The sequence below is a fragment of the Pseudochrobactrum sp. AO18b genome, from assembly GCF_000409565.1.
In the GTDB taxonomy this organism is placed as follows: domain Bacteria; phylum Pseudomonadota; class Alphaproteobacteria; order Rhizobiales; family Rhizobiaceae; genus Pseudochrobactrum; species Pseudochrobactrum saccharolyticum.
In genome coordinates, this window is the sequence record NZ_ANNO01000312.1 from 1 (window position 1) to 19,873 (window position 19,873).

Annotated in this window: 15 protein-coding genes, 1 other RNA gene and 1 pseudogene; 6 read left to right on the forward strand and 11 right to left on the reverse strand. The window is 52.1% G+C overall.

All coding sequences use genetic code 11. The features are described from left to right. The 4 genes from A918_RS0112415 to A918_RS22395 form a co-directional block, all read right to left on the reverse strand. Positions 1–1,770, reverse strand: a 1,770-nt coding sequence (locus A918_RS0112415) for an aminopeptidase P family protein (protein WP_022711380.1), incomplete at its 3' end; no start/stop codon positions are given. 39 nt (positions 1,771–1,809) lie between these two features. After that, entirely contained in the window at positions 1,810–2,688 is an 879-nt protein-coding gene (locus A918_RS0112420) for a 50S ribosomal protein L11 methyltransferase (protein ID WP_022711381.1), read from the reverse strand. A 79-nt stretch (positions 2,689–2,767) separates the two neighbouring features. Then, positions 2,768–3,355, reverse strand: a complete 588-nt coding sequence (locus tag A918_RS0112425; RefSeq protein ID WP_022711382.1) for an SCO family protein — start codon at positions 3,353–3,355, stop codon at positions 2,768–2,770. An 11-nt stretch (positions 3,356–3,366) separates the two neighbouring features. Next, positions 3,367–3,495 carry a hypothetical protein gene (locus tag A918_RS22395; protein WP_255560626.1) on the reverse strand — a complete coding sequence of 43 codons (129 nt, stop codon included), beginning with the start codon at positions 3,493–3,495 and terminating at the stop codon, positions 3,367–3,369. Positions 3,496–3,654: 159 nt separating this feature from the next. On the opposite strand from A918_RS22395, the gene A918_RS0112435 reads away from it, so the two are divergent. The 3 genes and pseudogenes from A918_RS0112435 to A918_RS0112445 all read left to right on the forward strand — a co-directional run bounded on the left by A918_RS0112435 (position 3,655) and on the right by A918_RS0112445 (position 6,346). Continuing rightward, positions 3,655–4,302 carry a DapH/DapD/GlmU-related protein gene (locus A918_RS0112435; RefSeq protein WP_022711383.1) on the forward strand — a complete coding sequence of 216 codons (648 nt, stop codon included), beginning with the start codon at positions 3,655–3,657 and terminating at the stop codon, positions 4,300–4,302. 114 nt (positions 4,303–4,416) lie between these two features. Further along, positions 4,417–4,848 (forward strand): annotated as a pseudogene (locus A918_RS0112440) (CreA family protein); the annotation flags it as partial. Positions 4,849–4,984: 136 nt separating this feature from the next. Then, entirely contained in the window at positions 4,985–6,346 is a 1,362-nt protein-coding gene (locus A918_RS0112445; RefSeq protein ID WP_022711385.1) for an Nramp family divalent metal transporter, read from the forward strand. 34 nt (positions 6,347–6,380) lie between these two features. On the opposite strand, the gene A918_RS0112450 is transcribed toward A918_RS0112445, so the two are convergent. From A918_RS0112450 to A918_RS0112460, 3 genes are all read right to left on the reverse strand, one after another. Further along, the gene (locus tag A918_RS0112450) at positions 6,381–7,757 is read right to left on the reverse strand and encodes a dicarboxylate/amino acid:cation symporter (protein WP_028233746.1); all 1,377 of its coding nucleotides are present in this window, start codon (positions 7,755–7,757) and stop codon (positions 6,381–6,383) included. A 190-nt stretch (positions 7,758–7,947) separates the two neighbouring features. Continuing rightward, on the reverse strand, positions 7,948–10,566 hold the full coding sequence (locus A918_RS0112455) for a UvrD-helicase domain-containing protein (protein WP_028233747.1): 2,619 nt from the start codon (positions 10,564–10,566) through the stop codon (positions 7,948–7,950). Between the two features lie 117 nt (positions 10,567–10,683). Beyond that, complete coding sequence (locus tag A918_RS0112460; protein ID WP_028233748.1) at positions 10,684–11,760, reverse strand: serine/threonine protein kinase; 1,077 nt, start codon at positions 11,758–11,760, stop codon at positions 10,684–10,686. A 279-nt stretch (positions 11,761–12,039) separates the two neighbouring features. Here A918_RS0112460 and A918_RS0112465 point away from each other — a divergent pair, with 279 nt between their 5' ends. After that, positions 12,040–15,903 (forward strand): AsmA family protein, encoded by a 3,864-nt coding sequence (locus A918_RS0112465; protein ID WP_084664805.1) that lies wholly within the window; start codon positions 12,040–12,042, stop codon positions 15,901–15,903. A gap of 39 nt (positions 15,904–15,942) precedes the next feature. On the opposite strand, the gene A918_RS0112470 is transcribed toward A918_RS0112465, so the two are convergent. The 3 genes from A918_RS0112470 to A918_RS0112480 all read right to left on the reverse strand — a co-directional run bounded on the left by A918_RS0112470 (position 15,943) and on the right by A918_RS0112480 (position 17,091). Then, positions 15,943–16,215, reverse strand: coding sequence for a ribbon-helix-helix domain-containing protein (locus A918_RS0112470; protein WP_022711390.1), 273 nt, complete (start codon positions 16,213–16,215; stop codon positions 15,943–15,945). Continuing rightward, complete coding sequence (locus A918_RS0112475) at positions 16,212–16,421, reverse strand: DUF4169 family protein (protein ID WP_022711391.1); 210 nt, start codon at positions 16,419–16,421, stop codon at positions 16,212–16,214. The genes A918_RS0112470 and A918_RS0112475 overlap by 4 nt, the downstream gene beginning before the upstream one ends. Before the next feature lie 73 nt (positions 16,422–16,494). Beyond that, positions 16,495–17,091, reverse strand: coding sequence for an SspB family protein (locus A918_RS0112480; RefSeq protein ID WP_022711392.1), 597 nt, complete (start codon positions 17,089–17,091; stop codon positions 16,495–16,497). Between the two features lie 472 nt (positions 17,092–17,563). Between A918_RS0112480 and A918_RS0112485 the strand changes: the two genes are divergently transcribed. Then, the gene (locus A918_RS0112485) at positions 17,564–18,781 is read left to right on the forward strand and encodes a multidrug effflux MFS transporter (RefSeq protein WP_022711393.1); all 1,218 of its coding nucleotides are present in this window, start codon (positions 17,564–17,566) and stop codon (positions 18,779–18,781) included. A gap of 62 nt (positions 18,782–18,843) precedes the next feature. Here the strand turns inward: A918_RS0112485 and ssrA are convergent. Next, positions 18,844–19,210: a transfer-messenger RNA gene (gene ssrA, locus A918_RS21540) on the reverse strand. A gap of 301 nt (positions 19,211–19,511) precedes the next feature. Here ssrA and A918_RS0112490 point away from each other — a divergent pair. Then, complete coding sequence (locus A918_RS0112490; protein ID WP_022711394.1) at positions 19,512–19,823, forward strand: DUF2853 family protein; 312 nt, start codon at positions 19,512–19,514, stop codon at positions 19,821–19,823. The last annotated feature ends 50 nt before the right edge of the window (positions 19,824–19,873 follow it).

Sequence of the window (19,873 nt, forward strand, 5' to 3'; positions counted from 1 at the left end):
CGGCAGCAGCTTGTCGCGTGTCTGTGCATGATAGTCGTTGAGCCATATCAGTTCATCCGCATTGAGCAATGAAACATCAATGAGGCGACGATCAATCGGGCAGAAGGTCAGCGTCTCAAAGCTATGCATAGCGATATCGCCGCCATCAATTGCTTGCGGCTCTTTGACGATAATCAGATTTTCAATACGGATACCGAACTCGCCCGGGCGGTAATAACCCGGCTCATTGGAGAGGATCATGCCGGTTTTGAGTTCCTGCGCACCGCGCTTGGAAATGCTCTGAGGGCCTTCATGCACAGCGAGATAGGAGCCAACGCCGTGGCCGGTGCCATGTGCATAGTCATAGCCATGCTGCCAGAGAGCGGCACGGGCAAAGGCATCAATATCCTGACCGCGTGTGCCGACAGGAAAACGCAGGCGGGACAGTGCGATAACGCCTTTCAGCACCAGTGTGAAAGTCTTCTTTTCAAAAGCAGAGACTTCACCAATCGCTACGGTACGGGTGATATCCGTGGTGCCGTCACGATATTGCGCACCGGAATCAATCAGATAAAGCTCGCCATCTTTGAGCTTGCGATTGGTATCGGTATTGACGCGGTAATGGATGATTGCGCCATCAGACCCTGCACCGGAAATACTGTCAAAAGACAGATCTTCCAAAGGCTTCTGGAACATTTCGCCGACTGTGCGACGGCTTTCTTCCAGCTGCTGAGCGGCGCTGATTTCGTCCACGCTGCCGGCAGGCTGGCTGTCGAGCCATGAGAAGAATTTGACCATGGCCACGCCGTCACGCTCATGGGCGGCACGGGAGCCGTCCAGTTCGGCTTTGTTTTTCATCGCGCGCGGTAGACGGGCAGGGTCGGTGCCTTCAATCACAGTGCCATTGGCCTGCGTGATAATCATGCGCAGCTTTTCCGCGGCCAGTGCAGGATCAAGCATGAAGCTTGCACCTTCACCTGCCAGCTGAGCCAGCGTGTTTTCCATCAGGTTTGGCGCAGTGATTTTGGTCAGCTGCGTCAGATAGGCTTCGGTTTCAATCGGCAGCTTACGCTTATCGATAAACAGAATGTGCTGGCCGTCAGCCGCAATCAGTGCAAAGCTCAAAGGCAGCGGTGTATTGCTGACATCGCGGCCGCGAATATTAAACGCCCATGCGATGGAGGCGGGGTCTGTCAGAATAGTGGCTGAGGCACCGCTTTTCTCAACTGCTTCACTCAAACTATTCAGTTTGGCACGTGGCTCCTGACCGGCATATTGCAGCGGCTGAATAGTCACGGGTTCAAGCGGGGCGGCAGGCTGGTCAGTCCAGACCAGATCAACCAGATTGTCCTGCACCGGTACGAGCTGGCCGCCCTGTGCCTCGAGTGCTGCTTTCAGTGCGCGGGTTTCTGCAATTGTGTGTAGCCAAGGATCAAAACCGATGACCAGACCTTTGCCGTTTTTCTCCAGCCATGTGGCAGGCGGATTGTCGACCAGACTTTCAATGTCAAACACGGCCGGATCGGTTTGGGTGCGCACCTGCAATGTGTAGCGCCCGTCAACAAAGACATAGGCTTTATTCTTCAGGATCAGCGCCGCACCGGCAGAACCGGTGAAGCCTGTCAGCCAGCCAAGGCGCTGAGCACGCAGCGGTACATATTCGCCCTGATGCTCATCGGCGCGTGGCACAAGAAAACCGTCCAACTGAAGACGGTTCAGTTCCTCGCGCAATTTGGCTACACGCGGCGCACCGGTTGCCGGATTGCTGCTGACTTCAAAGTTCTGAAACATGAGATTCTGATCCTGAAAAAGGTTAGACCCTCATTATAATCAGAGCTTTGGCTTGAGGTGAAGAGCAACCCAGCTTTCTTTGTAAATAGTTTTGTGATGCGCAATGCCTGCCGCTTCATAAGCTGCAATCACACTGTCGCGCTGGGTTTCCAGAATGCCGGAGAGGATCAGCGAGCCATTATCTTTCACATGGGCGCGCATCTCGCTTGCCAGTTCAATCAGCGGATTGGCAAGAATATTGGCGACGATCAGATCAAATGGCGCACGTGCCTGCATTTCCGGATTGTCAAAACCGGTGGCGGTGAGGGTGGAAACCCATTTATCCGCGCCGTTCTTCTCCACATTTTCCTGCGCCACATCGACCGCAACAGGATCAATGTCGGTAGCCAGAACCGGAATATCGCGCAGTTTGGCAACGGCAATGGCCAGAACCGCACTGCCGGTGCCGAGATCCAGCACATTTTTCGGCTCTTCAAGCGCAACAATTTCTTCAATCATTTCAAGGCAGCTGGCGGTAGTGCCGTGATGACCGGTACCAAAAGCAAGACCAGCATCGATTTCAATGCCGATATCGTCGTCCTGCAGCTTGTCACGGTCATGGGAGCCGTGAACAAAGAAGCGACCGGCGCGAACAGGCTTCAGACCTTCGAGAGAATGCAGAACCCAGTCAATATCCGGCAGTTCTTCCACACCGATTTCTTCCGGCTTCAGACCCAGACAAGCGGCCATGCGCGGCAGGGCTTCATCGGCACCGGCTTTATCTTCCGTATAAAGCGAGATTTCATAAATCTGCTTGTCTTCATCAATTTCAGTATTGGCCAGCGGCAGACCGTCTTCTTCAAATACCGGTTCCAGCAGATCGAAAATCTGCTCAGCCTGATCTTTGTCCCGTGTGAGATATAAGCGGTACTGTGCCATGTGGGGTCTCTGAATTGGAGTTATAAAAAAACCCGCTTACCATGAAGCGGGTTTGATTGGGAGTGCTTAGTAACTTTAATCAGCCTGCTGCCAGACGTTTCAGCTTGGAAATTGCTGTTTCTGACGGTTCGCCATAGGCGATGGTTGAGCGCAGACGGCCGTTCTTGTCGAGAAGCAGGATAGATGCAGTGTGATCCATCGTGTAATTCTCGCCGTCTTCATCAACTTTCTTGGCATAGATATTGTAGGACTTCAGCATTGCAGCAATGTCCTTCGGGTCGCCGGTAATGCCGGTGATACGGTCGGAGACATTGGTAATGTATTTCTGAATATATTCCGGTGTGTCACGCTCAGGATCAACAGTGACCATATAGCCGCGAATAGCCGCGCCTTCAGGGCCGAGCTCTTTCAGCCAGCTGTCGAGATCGAAGAGGGTGGTCGGGCAAACAACCGGACAATGGGTATAGCCGAAAAACACGACTGAAGGATTGCCGCGCAGAGACTGATCAGTGATTTCACTGCCATTCATAGAGACAAGCTTGAATGCGCCGCCATAGGGGCTCTCTTCGCCGGAGGCCATTTGTTTGTCGCGATAGGCCTGAAAGCCGACAATGCCGATTGTGAAAGCAGCAACAAACAGCACCAGAACGGGAAGATATTTACGCATAAATCAGATCCTCAGAAGCACCATGAAATACCATCCATGAGCATGGTCATGAATATGGTGTCGCTGTAATTCATCCAGCCTGCAAACAAAGCACCAGCGGCCAGAGCGGTGATTAATACCACGCCGCTAATCCAAAGCAATTTTCTGCTCTCGTGTCCGTTGGACTGTCTATCAGCTGTCGTCATAATAATGTTATAGCTGGCTTGTGGCAGTTTGGCAAAGGCTGTCTGTGTGATTTTCCCATCTTTTATGAAATTTCAGAAATTTTTGAAATTGAACTTATGCAGGAATAAAACGTGATGAGTGAGGATGTTTTGCAGTTTTCGCGTGATGTGCAGCCGAAAATTCATCCGAGCGCGCAGCTGAAATCCGTTAAACTCGGACAATATACCGAAATCGCTGAGCGGGTGATCCTGCGTGATGTGCAGATCGGTAATTTCACCTATCTGGAGCGCAACGGCGAGGGGATTTATGCCGAGATCGGACATTTCTGCTCCATTGCTTCCAATGTGCGGATCAATGCGCTGGAACATCCGATGCAACGCCTGACTATGCATAAAATGACCTACCGGCCGAATGAATATTTCCGCAATATCGGCGTGGATCTGGATTACCGTGCGCACCGTTCCTCAAGACGGGTGACGATCGGTAATGATGTCTGGATTGGTCATGGTGCGGTGATTTTGCCAGGTGTGAGCATCGGCACCGGTGCCGTAATCGGCGCAAATGCAGTGGTTTCTAAAGATGTGCCACCCTATATGATTGTTGCCGGTGTGCCTGCAAAAATTCTGCGACAGCGTTTTGATGAAAAGACGGTTGAGCGCCTGTTGCAGAGTGCATGGTGGGATTGGCCGGTGGAGCTGATTTATAAAGCGCTGCCGGATATTCAGACCATGGAGATTAATGCTTTTCTCGATAAATGGCTGCCTTTGGCAGAGGATGCGTAAGCCATTCCATATTTGATTCAAATCTGAATGCAGGAGATGTTTATGAAGCAATTTCTGACCGTTACAGCTCTGGGTGCAATGCTGGCCTTGTCTCCTTTGACAAGCATAAGCGTGGTGCAGGCGGAGGAAATCGGCAAAGTTGGTGTGGACTGGCTCGGCAATGATATTGTGATTGATGCGGTCAGCGATCCGAAAGTGCAGGGTGTGACCTGCCATCTGGCATCCTTTTCGCGTGGTATGATCGACCGGCTGCAGAAAGGGAATTGGTTTGAAGACCCGTCCAATGCGTCGATCTCCTGTGAGCAGACAGGGCCGATTACCATCGGAGATATCAAGCTGGGCAAAGGCGGTGAGCGGGTATTTTCCGAGCGCACCAGCCTGATCTGGAAGAAGCTGGTCATTACCCGTATTTACGATCAGACCAATAATACGCTGATTTATCTGGCACATGCTTCACAGGTGCAAGATGGTTCTGCCAAAACATCGCTCTCAACCGTGCCGCTCTATCGCGGTGATGTGATGTGGGAAAAAGGCAAGCCGCAATAAGCGCTTTTTAAATGCCGGTTTTAACCGGCATTTTTTATGCCTGCTTTTATACGTCAGTATTTTCTCTTGACGGATATTAAAATTGAGCGCCTAGTTGCAAATGAGTTTCATTATCATTTGTGCACGAAGATTTTTCATGAAGAAAAATGAATTTCCACTGGCAGAAAGTGCTGACAATTCCGGCACATGGCGTCAGGAACCGGCAGCGAAATCGCTGGCTGAGGTCAATGGTTCCATTGCAATTCCGCGTCATGGCACGCGGTGGAGAAAATTTGCCGCCTTTGCAGGGCCGGGCTATCTGGTGGCAGTCGGCTATATGGACCCAGGTAATTGGGCGACGTCTATCGCCGGCGGTTCGCGCTTTGGCTATACGCTGCTGGTTGTGGCTCTGGTTTCCAACATCATGGCTATTCTGCTGCAATCGCTTTGCACGCGTCTGGCTGTGGCAACGGGGCGCGATCTGGCGCAGGCCTGCCGCGATGCTTATTCTCCGGCGATGGCATGGTTCTTATGGATCGGCGCGGAGATTGCTATTTGTGCCACCGACCTTGCCGAAGTGATCGGCACGGCGATTGCGCTTAATCTGTTGTTTGGTATGCCGCTGGAACTCGGTGTGTTGCTGACCGCGCTTGATGTTTTTGTCGTGCTATATATGCAGAGCAAGGGGTTCCGCTGGATTGAAGCCTATGTGCTGGTTTTGCTTTGCATTATTGCTTTGTGTTTTCTGGTGCAGATTGCACTGGCTGATCCCGATTGGGGCGCTGTAATCCGTGGCTTTGCACCGACAACCGAGATCGTGACCAATCCGGAAATGCTGTATCTGTCGCTCGGGATTATCGGGGCAACGGTGATGCCGCATAATCTCTATTTGCATTCAGGCATTGTGCAAACGCGTAAATATGGCGGTAACTTAGAGGAAAGACGCGAAGCTATTACCTATTCCACATGGGATTCCACCATTGCGCTGATGCTGGCTCTGGCCGTCAATGCGTCTATTCTTATTCTGGCCGCAGCAACTTTTCACAAGGTTGGACGTACTGATGTGGTGGAGATTGAACAGGCGGAAGCCCTGATCGCGCCTCTGCTCGGCAGCACGCTGGCACCAATCCTGTTTGGTGTCGCGCTGCTCTGTGCGGGATTGAACTCGACAGTAACGGCGACGCTGGCGGGGCAGATCGTGATGGAAGGTTTTATCAATTTCCGTATCCGGCCGTGGCTGCGACGGCTGATTACGCGTGGTATTGCTATTATACCGGCGATTATTGTGACGATGCTCTATGGCAATAAAGGTACTGCCAATCTGCTGATCCTCAGTCAGGTGGTGCTGAGTTTGCAGCTGCCATTCGCCATTGTACCGCTGATCTTGTTTACATCAGACCGCCAAAAGATGGGTGCTCTGCGCGCGCCTTTATGGCTGACAGGGGCGGCATGGATTGTGGCGCTGATCGTGATCGTGTTGAACCTGAAACTAATCTATGATGTGGTGACCGGCGGATAATAAAAAAGCCGGAGTTTCCTCCGGCTTTTTTGTTTTAAGCAGCAACGCCTTGCGCTGTCAGATGTGACGGATCGATATCGTCGATGTTCTTTTCGCTGTTATAGACAGCTTCATCAAGAATACCTTCGCGCTTGGCAACAACGGCCGGTACCAGTGCCTGACCGGCAACGTTAACAGCGGTACGTCCCATATCGAGGATAGGGTCAATCGCCAGCAACAGGCCGACACCTTCCAGCGGCAGGCCGAGGGTGGAGAGTGTGAGGGTGAGCATCACTACCGCACCGGTGAGACCGGCAGTTGCAGCCGAACCCAGTACCGAGACAAATGCGATCAGCACATATTCCTGAAGGCCGAGCGGCAGGCCGAAATATTGCGCAATAAAGATCGCCGAGATCGCCGGATAGATTGCAGCACAGCCATCCATTTTAGTGGTGGCGCCAAGAGGCACAGCAAAAGCTGCATATTCACGCGGCACACCCAGATTACGCTCGGTCACGGCTTCAGTTACCGGCAATGTGCCAACGGAAGAACGGGATACGAAAGCCAGCTGGATTGCAGGCCATGCACCGGCAAAGAAACGGGATGGTTTCAGGCCATGGAAGATCAGGATTGCCGGATAGACCACGAACAGCACGATTGCCAGACCAATATAGACGGCTGCGGCATACCAGCTGAGCTGAACCAGTGTTTCCCAGCCATATTGGGCAACAGCGCGGCCAAGCAGACCGATAGTGCCGAGCGGGGTGAGGCGGATAACCCACCACAGGATTTTGCGCACCACAACGAGCAAAGACTGGTTGAAGGCGAGGAAAGGCTTGGCAGCATCACCGGCTTTCAGCGCCGCAACGCCGAAAGTAATGGCGATAACAAGGATCTGCAGCACGTTGAAGTTCAGCGAAGTGGTGGCAGCATCTTTGCCAAGTTTGGTGCTGGCTTCAAGGCCGAGCATATTGGCAGGCACCAGACCTTTAAGGAAGTCGAGCCATGAGCCGGAAGAGGCAGGCGCTTTGGCAGCTTCTGCGGCAACACCGGAGCCGATACCCGGCTGAATAATCAGACCCAGCGCAATACCGATCAGCACGGCGATAAAGGATGTGATGGCGAACCACAGCAGGGTCTGCCAGACCAGTTTGGCGGCATTGTTAAGCGCAGCCAGATTGGCGATAGAGGCCACAATCGCGGTGAAAACCAGTGGCGGCACAAGCGCACGCAGCATCTGCACAAAGATCGAGCCGATTGTCTGCAGGGTGACAGACAGCCAGTTGGCATTGCCGTTGATATCAGGCCCCATATTACGGGCAACGAGACCGAGCAGCAGGCCGATAACCATCGCCGTCAATACCTGAAAACCGAAATTCAGATAGAGTGGCTTGGCCTGCGCAGAAGATTTTTTCACATGAGCGACGGACATGAATTTTTCTTTCAAAACAAGTGAAGCGAAGGGGCAAATTTGCTCCTTCGCTCGTTGGTTCGAAATTTAACGGAGATTCATGGCTCGGTTAAGCAATGTTATGCTGCGTTGCGTAGTGCCTTGATGAAGTTATACTCTCATACATATCAATGTTAGAATATTATTTCTAAACTTAAGCGTCAGCAGATTTTTATACCCGTTTCACAAAACTGTCGATGACGCGTTTTTGTCCGGCATGGTCAAAGTCGATGGTCAGCTTGTTGCCGTCAATTGAGGCGACATTGCCGTTGCCGAATTTCATATGGAAAACACGGTCGCCGACCTTAAAGTCTGACGGCGTTGAGGAAACGGATTTTGCCACCAACTCGCCGTCAATCACTTTGCCTTTGACTGAACCGCGACCGGCACCGAAGCCGGAATCCGTTTCGCCATAGCCGATGCGCTCGACATTGGAACCGGAGCGGGAGCCCCAATTGTTGCGCGTCGCATCGGAGCGGTTTTGCTGCGCCCGCTGCCAGCCCGGTGTGGAATAAGAATTGGCAAACGGATCACCGCGTCCCACGGCATCAAAGCGTGACTGGCCATAACCGCCGCCATAGGAACTGTCGGATTCCGCAATATCCACATGCTCTTCCGGCAATTCTTCAAGAAAACGGGACGGGATCGTGGTCTGCCACATGCCGTGAATACGGCGGTTGGACACAAACCAGATATGCAGATTTTTCTTGGCGCGGGTCAGGCCGACATAGGCGAGGCGGCGCTCTTCTTCCAAACCTGAGCGACCGCCTTCATCCAGCGCACGCTGATGCGGGAACAGACCTTCTTCCCAGCCCGGTAAGAACACAGTTTTAAATTCCAGACCTTTGGCCGAATGAAGGGTCATGATGCTGACAGCATCCATGCCTTCATTCTGTTCCGTATCCATCACCAGCGCCACATGTTCGAGAAAGCCGCGCAGGCTTTCATATTCTTCCATGGAGCGGATGAGTTCTTTGAGGTTTTCCAGACGTCCCGGTGCTTCGGCAGAACGGTCATTCTGCCACATCGCCGTATAGCCGGATTCATCGAGAATGATCTCTGCCAGTTCTGTATGAGACTTGTTATCCAGCAATCCCTGCCAGCGACGGAAGTTCTCGACCACTTCACGCAGTGCCGAGCGGGCTTTTGGTTTCAGTTCTTCCGTGGCAATCAGATCTTCCGCCGCCTGCAGCATCGGCATATTTTTTGCGCGTGCATAATCATGCACCAAGCGCAGGCTGGCTTCACCAAGACCGCGTTTCGGCGTGTTGACGATACGCTCAAAGGCCAGATCATCGGCAGGCTGGGCAACAACGCGGAAATAGGCCATTGCATCACGGATTTCCTGACGCTCATAGAAGCGCGGGCCGCCGATAACGCGGTAATTCAGGCCGAGAGTTACGAAACGGTCTTCAAACTCACGCATCTGGAACGAGGCACGCACCAGAATAGCCATATCATTAAGCAGATGACCGCGACGCTGCGCCTGTTCTATCTCTTCACCGACCGCACGGGCTTCTTCCTCTGAGTCCCAAGCCGCATGCACATGCACTTTTTGATCATCTTCACTCGCAGCCTGCGGCAGCAGTGTTTTGCCAAAGCGCCCTTCATTATGGGCGATCAGATAGGAAGCCGCGCCCAGAATATGCGGCGTGGAGCGGTAATTGCGCTCAAGACGGATAATCGTTGCGCCCGGAAAATCCTTGTCAAAGCGCAGAATATTATCGACCTCAGCTCCGCGCCAGCCATAGATCGACTGATCGTCATCGCCAACACAACAGATGTTAATCTGTTGTGTTGTTTTATTTGTGCTCACGCTGTCGCCGCTAGCGCGGCTGCGCTCCGCAGGGGCGGCTGAAAAGTCAGCCGACGACCAGTCGGTCGCGTTGGGAGTGCTATGTGGTTGTGTTGATGCTGATTGGGTGTTTGTGTTAGAGCTAGGCCTTTGCGCCAGCAGTCTCAGCCACATATATTGTGCGGTGTTGGTATCCTGATACTCATCCACCAGAATATAGCGGAAACGTGCATGATATTCGCGCAGAATGTCCGGATGCTTGCGGAAAATCCGGATCGGATGCAGCAGAAGATCACCGAAATCACAGGCATTCAGCGTTTTCAGCCGTTCCTGATAGGCATAATAAAGTTCACGTCCTTTGCCATTGGCAAAAGCACGGGCATCACCCTCCGAAATTTCAGACGGGCCATAGCCTTTATTCTTCCAGCCATCGATCATCATCGAGAAAGAACGCGGCGTCCAGCGTTTGTCATCCAGCCCTTCAGCCTGAATAAGCTGCTTGAGCAGGCGGATCACATCGTCCGTATCAAGAATGGTAAAGTCAGAGCGCAGTCCGGCCAGTTCCGCGTGACGGCGCAACATCTTCACCCCGATAGAGTGGAAAGTACCGAGCCATGGCATACCTTCAACCGCACCGCCAAGAAGATGGCCGATACGCTCTTTCATCTCGCGTGCGGCTTTATTGGTAAAAGTCACTGCAAGGATCTGGCTTGGGAATGCCAGACTCTGCTGAATAATATGCGCAATACGCGTGGTCAGAACACGGGTTTTGCCGGTGCCCGCACCGGCCAGAACCAGAACCGGCCCTTCAGTCGTTTCGACCGCCTGCCGCTGCTCAGGGTTTAGCCCTTGCAGATAATCTGGTTCACCGCGCTGCTGGTTGCGCGCCTGCATAGCCCGCGCAGCAATCCCGGCTTTTGGACCAGATTGCGGTTTAGGTGTAGCCGGTACATCCGGCTCCCCGAAGAAGGGAATATCGTCTGGAAAGTCTGACATAGTTCCGAATGTAATGATTCTTAAGCGAAACGCCATAGACCAGAACAAATAAAGTACCTGCAGAGCTTACAGGCACTTCATTCGTTGCGTTTTTAAAGTTTTACAGGCTGGAAAATCCTATTCCATCTGCGTGATACGGCGATCCGTGAAGTTAAGACGATGCGCGGCGAGCGCTTCCACCAGCGGGCGCATATCCGGCTCGCGCAGCAGAAGATCGTCCAGTTCTGTCATCTGGTTCATAGCAACAAGGCGCAGAATATCTTCGCGCACAGTGCCGTCCTCACGGCGCGGCAAATGGGCAACCGGCTGGATCAGCTCGACTTTATAACCTTTAAGGCGTGCACGCAGTGACTTTTCGTCCGCATTCAGTGTTTCAACAAAAGCATAAATCCCCACACCTTTTGCAGGTAGGGAATAGAGGCTCAGAGATACATCTTTCACGCGTGGGTCGGATTTCAGCGCCGCAATAATTGCCGGCCCTTCATTATCAATACGGTCACCCGTACCTTCACCGTCAGACCAGTTGAAAATGCCGCGCGTAACAAAATTATAGACTTTTTTGCCTGTTGCCAGCCAGATACGCGACGGTAGCGACCGGCGTGCCAGAATGCGCTTTTCCGTTGGTGTCATCAGATCAGGTGCAAAATTGCGCTTCTGTTTGATGAGGTGGCGGAAATCCTCATAGGCCATCAATCGGTAATAGGCGCCACGGCGACGATGCACGGAAGCCAGCTGGAAGTCGATCACAGCGGCTTCGCCTTCCGGTGTCATCAGCCAGTTTTGCGGCTTTTGCAGATCATTATGGGTAACGCCCATGCGGCGCATATCGCGCAGAATACGATGGGCAGACAAATACCATTCACGATGGGACGGGCGTGCCAGATGCAGCGGTGTGCCGTCTGTCCATGTGCGGAACAAGCCGTGTTTGTCTGTTGCCAGAAGCTGAGGTGTGCCTTTGATGCCGCGTACTTTTTTGAGGCCACGGATTTCACGGCGCGCCAGCCACCATGCCAGCGGGCTGGACCACCACGGGGCTGCGCTGACAACGCGGCGGATGATACGGGTTTCCGGCTCGCCGACAAAATAGCCTGCACGGGTTTCCGAGAAAATATCCCGCTTGAAAACGGCTGTCTCATAGAAATCAGGAATGGTTTCCATAAGTTGGGAATTGGTCTCGGATGTTGAATAATTCATGATAATGTCACAGATATAAAGTCAATTCGGGTGTGAAGCGTAAGCGGCCGAAGATATGAAAACAAAATGATATTGGCTGTCATGTGACAGCTGTAGCGGTTAGATACCAGAGGATCAAGCCGTGTCCTTATCTTTGGGCACGAGTTTACGGCTCTATTCAGGTGCATACAGCCTTTGTCATGGTGAAATTACCTTGTTGTCGCAGGCTGCGAGCCGCTATGGTGCGCGCTGAAATGTGATTCATAAATGACAATGACTGCAAAGCAGTTTTGTTAGCAGATGGCTGTACTCAGCCGGAGTGAGACTTTGGGGCGTTTGTTCGTTGCTATCGGTGGTTTGCTGGTACTGGTGCTGACTTTGGCGCTGGTCGTACCGCCTTTTATCGACTGGACAGGCTATCGCGACCGTTTTGAACTGGAGGCCAGCCGGATTTTAGGCAGGCCGGTGCATGTGAACGGGACAGCAAAAGCACGGCTTTTTCCGTTTCCGTCCGTTACTTTTTCCGATGTGCGCGTTGAAGGGAAAAACGGTCAGAGTGCTCTGACCATGGATCAGTTTTCCATGGATGCGGAATTAATGCCCTTCTTACGCGGTGAAATTCTGATTTTTGATATGCGGATGGAAAAACCGCATCTTTTTGCAGGGCTGGACAAGCAGGGACATCTCAACTGGGTCTTACCGGAGAACAGTGATCTGGCCGGCTCCAGAATAAAGCTGGAAAAGCTGACTTTACGCGACGGGCAAATAACGCTGCAGGATGAAGTGCGCGGGCGTCGTCAGGAATTACAATCCATCAATGCCACCCTGTCTGCGGACAGTTTGATGGGGCCGTGGCGTATCAACGGCACATTGCAGGCCGACGGGCAGGTTTTCAATGTTGATATCAATACGGCCGAGAAAAAACCGGACAATCCGCTGCGTTTGCGCATCGGCCTGCGTCCTTCTGATCTGCCGCTGACGCTGGATACAGAAGGTGATGTAACGGTTGCTGACGGCAAGCCTGTTTATAAAGGTCAGTTTTCTTTTCTTACTTTGAGCGATGAAGAGCGGAAAAAACAGGGTATTACCTCTGCCGTTACCCTTGATAAGTTGCGGCTGACCGGAAAATTCGAAGCACAGAACAGCGGCTTCAATATTGAAGAATTCCGGATGGAGCAGGGCGATGCCGATGCTCCTTATGTGATTAACGGTAAGGCACAGCTTGATCTGGCTGAGAACCCGCATTTCATGATTAGTGCGGATGGCCAGCAGGTCTATCTTGACGGGATGAAGCCGGATGTCAGCCTCAAAGATGAGACTGTTGCACCGACGCAGCCGGTTATGTCTTTCCGGCAGAAAATTGATTTCTTGCAGACATTGCTGGAGCGTGTTCCGGTGCCGGATATTCCGGGCAATATTGATCTGCGACTGCCAGCTATTGTGGCAAGCGGCACAACCATTCGCTCTGTGATTATCCGTGCTGAACCGGACAAGGATTCATGGAATATCAGTCAGTTACAGGCTGATCTTCCGGGACGTACCCAGATTGAGGCCAAGGGCAAATTGCAGCTCGGGGCAAATTTCGGTTTTGACGGGAGCTTCCTGCTGGCTTCGCGCCAGCCTGCCGGATTTGCTTCATGGTTATCCGGCGATAGCGGCAAAGCGCTGGCGGGGCAGGTTCCTGCTGCCGGATTTTCCGGCAAGATTAATCTGAATAAAGATGCCCAGCGTGTCGATGATCTGGAAATTGTGCTGGGCGAAACCGTTCTGCAGGGCAGTTTTGAACGCAGTGGCGGTGAAAGCCGTGCGGCATCTTCGGTCCTGAATATTCAGGGCAAGGCTCTGGATGCAGGCACAATGCAGTTGCTGAGCGGGATGTTCCTGCGGGAAGGCGACCTGTCGGCACTTGCCGGTGAAAATCTGACGGTTAATCTCAAGGCAGGCCCCGTTAAATTTTCAGGGCTGGAAGCGGAGCAGCTGGATACTGCATTTCGTCTGAGCAATGGCAAGCTGGATTTTGACAGGCTGCTGGTCAGCGGTCTGGAAGGCGCAACCGTTTCTGCAACCGGATCATTGCGGCCGTTTGATAATTCGGTCAATGCGTCTCTTGATGCGACAATTCTGGCTGATGATCTCAGCCCTGTCTTGCGTCAGCTCGATGCGGTTTTCCCGCGTGAGCCGCTTATTTCTGCGCTTTCCGCCAGAGCCAATGCCTATCCGGATTTGTTCTCCGGCACCAAGCTCGATCTGCTTGTGAATGCGGTTAACCTGTTCGGAGACGGAGCGCATGCGCAGAAAACTGACGATGCCGGAACCGAGAAAACGGAAGCAAAAGATACCAAAGCGCGGGGCAGCCGTGTCAAAGCGGGAAGCAGTCCGGCCGATAGTGCAAAATCCGATATTGCCGAATTTTCTTTCAGCCTGAATGGTCAGAGCGGCACGCTGATCCTGTCTGTAGCCGGATCATCAAAGGGGACACTGGCCGGTTCCGAGCCGATGCAATTATCGCTGACGGCCAACGCTAAAGCCGCTTCGGGTGAAGCCGCCTTGGCACTGCTCGGTCTGCCTGTTGTGCCGCTGGGACTGATGGGAGAGGCGGAGATTAATCTGCAGGCGCAGGGTGCGCCGGTTGCCGGTATGAAAACCGCGCTTGAAATCAGCGGTGATGATGGCAATGCCCGTCTTGATGGTGTGATTACGCTGACCGGTGATGAGCTGACGGCCAGCGGTAAAGCCGTGCTGAAAAGCGATGATCTGGAACCGTTTCTGGCCACCGCCGGTTATGCCCTGCCATTTGGCCGTGGTTTTGGCTCAGGTCTGCCGGTGGATATCGTCAGCGATTTTCAGTTCGGGAAAAATATCGTTCGGTTGCCGAATTTGCAGGGTATGCTGGATAATGAGACTGTAAACGCCAGACTGGACGGATCGCTCAGTGATCAGTCGGTTGCACAATTGCGCGGCGAGATAAAGCTGGAGCGTTTTGATCTGGCTGCATTATTTGCGGCAATGAGTGGCTTGTCCGTTGCAGATATTACCGGCGCTGACGGCCGGAGCTGGTCTGAAACCGGCTTTGGTAACAGAACCAATCTTCCGCTGGGGATGGATCTGAAAGTGAGCGCCGTACAGGCCGCACTGACTGATGCTACGACATTCAGCGATTTTTCTGCGCGTATCATCAAAAACGACCAGCAATTACAGCTTAGTGATATTGGCGGTGAGTGGGCCAATGGCAAACTATCCGGCAAACTGGAGCTGAATAATGCCAATGGAACCTTGCTCACCAACGGGGATTTGCGTCTTTCCGGCGGGGATATGCAGGTGCTCTATCAGCCGGAAAATATGCAGCCGCCAGTGAGCGGTGCTAGCGATATCAAGCTGGGCTTTACGGGCAGCGGCAAGTCGATGGCTGATCTGGTGCATTCTCTGGCCGGTGAGGGAGTGGTGACTGTCGAGCAGCCTGTTATTGCAGGATTTAACCTCACAGCTTTACCGGATTTGTTACGACGCTCCGATGAATTGTCGGATACGGCTCTCTCTCAGGTTGAGCCGAAACAGGCCGAGGCCGAGCGCAGCACATTGTCGAAAAGCCTGACGCAGGACGGACAAATAAGCGCTGCCCGGATTCAGGCTCCGTTGTCGCTTGCCGGAGGGATTATCCGTGCGCCGTCTGTTAAGGCCGAGAATGAAAGAGCCATTGTGCAGGCGGATTTGCAGTTTGACCTGAACCGCTTTCTCTGGGGCGGCAGCGGGCGGCTGGATCTGGTGTTACCGCAGCATGAGCGGAATGATGTGACCCCGCAATTGCAGTTCACGGTTTCCGGTGGATGGCAGCAGCCACAATTGCAGTTCGATTATCAGCCGATGGTGCAGTTCTTGACCCAGCGCGGCTTGTTACGGGAGCAACAGCGGGTAGAAGCGGCACAGGCTTTGATTATTGAAAAGCAGCGTCTGAAGCGCGAGGCTGATTATTATACTGCGAAAGCTGAAGCCCGCAAACGCGAGCGTATTGAAGCTGAAGAAGCTTTGCGCAGACGTGCGGAAGAAGCTGCGGGTGCAGGAACAACACTTCCGCAGGAAACACCGCAGCAGCCAAATACCGCGCCTGATTTCAAACCAAGCCTTGATGAGTTTTTGCAAACTCTGCCCGAAACGCAGTTACAGTAAAATTACCGCCGTTTTGGGTTTTAGAGCATGTCGCAGCTATTAAGGTGCTTTGATGCTTAGCACCCAATCCAGCGCATAGAGGCGCAGGCTGGAAGACAGATTGCTGTTGCGGTCGCGTTCATCATCAATCATGGCAATGAGTGAAGCCAGCGACTGGCCGTTCTGCGCTGCGATCTGTACGATGATGTCATAAAATGCATCTTCCAGCGAAAAGCTGGTGGCATGGCCGTGCAATGTGATCGAATGTTTGCGCAGACGTGCTTTGCTGCGTGCTGCTGTGCTCAATGGCGGACGGGCGGTTTTATCGCTCATTCTTTTTCATCAACAGATGAGACGGAGCTGCGTGGTTCCAGCCTGTTCTGGTCAAGGAACCGGACTTGCTTATCGTTCTGATTTTTATCGAAAGATTTTTCCGCTTTGGTGCGACCGAACAGGATGCGATTGGCATCCGCTTCAACTTCTTTCGTCGCACGGGCTTTGCGTTTTTTGAATTGTTTGAGATTGATAATGTCACTCATGACTATGCCCTCTCAAAATAGGATATTCTCATGAATATATTCCGGCCGCTGCCGGCCGGAATATTGCATCTGTTTATTTTTTGCGGAAAGCATCCAGCGATACAACATCGGCAGAAGGCTTCGGAGCCTCTTCCTTATCTGTAGTTTCGCTACTGTCTTCCTTGGCGGTTGTCTTGCTGCGGTCAGCTTTTTTGGCTGGCTTTTTAGCAGGCTTGGCCGGTGCTTCTGTTTCATCTTCTTCCGCATCATCCTGCAGACGCAGTTCCGATACGATTTCCAGATCATCCGTGTCATTGTCACCGGTCGGCAGCGCAACAGACACATCAAATTCCAGTTCGAAATTCACTGACGGATCGTAGAAGCCGCGGATTGCGGAGAACGGAATGACCAGCTTTTCGGCGATTTCACCAAAGGAAAGACCGACTTCAAAAAACTGCTCGGTAACCACCAGATCCCAATACTGGTGCTGCATAACAATTGTCATCTGTTCAGGATATTTTTCCTTCAAACGAGATGAAATGCGAACGCCCGGTGCCTCTGTCAGAAAGGTGATGAAGAAGTGGTGATTGCCGGGCAGACCGGCCTTGTTCACTTCCATGAGCACTTTGCGGATAACGCCGCGCAGCGCATCCTGAGCAAGAATATCGTAACGGATAAGATCCTGAACCATTAAATCCTTATCCTGCGGATTCGAGGAGTGTTGTCATATATGTTGTCTAAGTCAGCATTGCCGTATGATCAATTGATAATCAAGGATCAGGGCATTTCCGTTGAAATGAAATGCGCCGGTCATTCTGGCCGAGACAATATAATCTGATGGATTGATACAGCAGCTTTTATCACTTGTGCGAGAAAAATGCTGCAACCCTGTCTCATTTATCAATATACCGCTGTAATGAAAGGTGAAAGAACTTTCTCAAATAATTGCCGTTCAGATCCGTGTGTTACACGGTAAATCGCCTGAAATTGACGGTTGACCATTTTCCGCTTCACTTCTATTTTTGCGCTCCCGTCAGTCCGGATGATGTGACAAATCCGAATGCGATGACAAGCGGCTGATTTATCTCGTGGATAATGATCTCTGCGCAGAGGCGGAGAAATAATCTGTCTTCATTTTTATTGCGCTTCTGAAAGTTAAACGCATGTCCGCTCGTTTGTACCGCACAGCTCTTGTGCTCGGTTTTATTTCGGCTATCGGGCCGTTCGCTATTGATATGTATTTGCCGGCACTGCCGACAATTGCCAAAGATTTACACGCCAATGATGCCGCCGTGCAAATGAGCCTGATGGTGTTTTTTCTGGCGACGGCTTTGATGCAGATGTTTTGCGGGCCGTTTTCGGATATTTACGGTCGTAAGCTGCCGCTTTATCTGGGGCTTGCACTCTTTGCTGCGGGCAGTGTCGGTTCGGCAATGGCGACCAATATCGAGATGCTGATTTTCTTCCGCTTTATTCAGGGTGTGGGGGCGAGTGCGGGTATGGTTGTGCCGCGCGCGATTGTCCGCGATCTCTATACCGGTGTGGATGCGGCACGGCTGATGTCGATGCTGATGCTGGTTTTTTCGATTTCACCAATTCTGGCACCCTTGACCGGTAGTTTCATCATTGAAGATTTTGGCTGGCGCGGCGTGTTCTGGGCTGTTCTGCTGGCGGCCATTCTCGGTCTTGCGCTGGTCTTTTTCGCACAGGAAGAGACGCGTCCCGTTGAGCAACGTATTTCCGGCGGGGTAGGGCGTGCATTGCGCGGCTATGCTTTTCTGATCCGTGATAGCAAATTTATCGGCCTGACCTGTATCGGTGGCTTCTGTATGGCCGCATTCTTTGTCTATATCGCCAATTCATCCTTCATCTTCATTGAGAAATACGGTCTGACTCCGCGTGAATATTCGCTGGTGTTCTCACTCAATGCGATCTCGTTTTTCGGTGTGTCTCAGCTCAATGGCATGCTGGCGAGCCGTTACGGGCTGGGTAAGGTCGTTTCCTATGCGGTAACCGGCTATCTGGTGACGATGATTATCATGGTTCTTGCAGCCATATTCCTCACACAGAGCCTGTGGATGATTATGACCTTCCTGTTTATCGGTAATGGTTTTCTCGGGCTGGTATTGCCGGGCACCAGTGTTCTGGCACTGGATGATCATGGCGAGATTGCCGGAACGGCAGCAGCTTTGCTCGGTACATTGCAATTGCTGGTCGCAGCGGCTGCTATGGCGCTCAGCTCGTTCATTATGACAGGGAATGTTCTGCCGATGCTGATTGCCATTGCACTTTGCGGTTTTTCCGGCTGGGTGCTGACCTATCTGACCATCATGCGGCACGGGTTAAAAAAACCGTCATCGCATGTGACGGAAATTCACTGAGTGACTAAAATAGGGCATCGGAAATTCCGGTGCCTTTTTCATACCATCTTGTAAAGGGGAGAAGTGGAGGCTTCTGTTGCCAGGTGCCTCCGAACCCCGCCTTAAGGGGCTAACCCTAAGGACTTAGGTTGGGTTTCCCGCACCGCCATTAGGCAGCGAGAGCATAACCCTGAGCTTTGTTGTCATTTGCAACTACTCAATTAGCCCGATAACGGTGGTACAATGCCGAGTGAAAGATCAACCTTTACGCCCTTGTCGATCCTGTTTCGCCCCCGCCACAATACAGCCGTTTCAGTTTAAGCTGTATTCTGGTGGAGGCGCCGGGTACCGCCCCCGGGTCCAATAGGTTTATTACGCAGTCCATTTATCACCATAGCCGGTCAAGCCGACAAGGTTTATATAGGTGGCTTCCGTGCGCTTGAAAAGAGGGGAAAGGGCTTTCCTGAGTTTTCAGCTGTGAAAAATATAAAACTCCGGCGATTTTGTCGGGCAATCATTTATTGAAGTCGGGCAATCATTTATTGAAAAAGACTAAAATAACAGTTTGGTGTGTTTTCTGAAAGAATAGAGGTTTTGCGGCATTGACAGGTTTTGTCTGCTGGTCAATCTTTCCATAATACAGAGGTAAATAGGCTGAATGTCGATTCAGCTATGATATTGAGCAATTGTCTTATTTACTTTTTCTGGTTTAACGGCCGTAAAAGCGGTCAGATTGAAGGAGACTGGTTTCATGACTGATTATCTAGCCGACGTACGCCGTTACGATGCTGCTGCCGATGAGGCTGTTGTTGCTAAAATTGTCAAACATCTTGGCATTGCTCTGCGCAGCCGCGATGCATCGCTGGTTGCTGCATCCGACCCTGAAGAACTGGCGCGTGTACGCACCAGCTGGATCGGCAAAAAGCTCGGTATTGAAGATGCTGAAAAAGCAAATGCGGTTATCGCCAGTGTGGCTGAAACCATGAAGGGTGATCACAGCAAGCAGCGTGTGACCTTCTATTACCTGACTGCAAAAGCACTCGGTAAGCTGGAAAGCCTCTGATAAGTTTAAAAAGCCCCGCATTCAGCGGGGCTTTTTTTATGGTTGCTGCG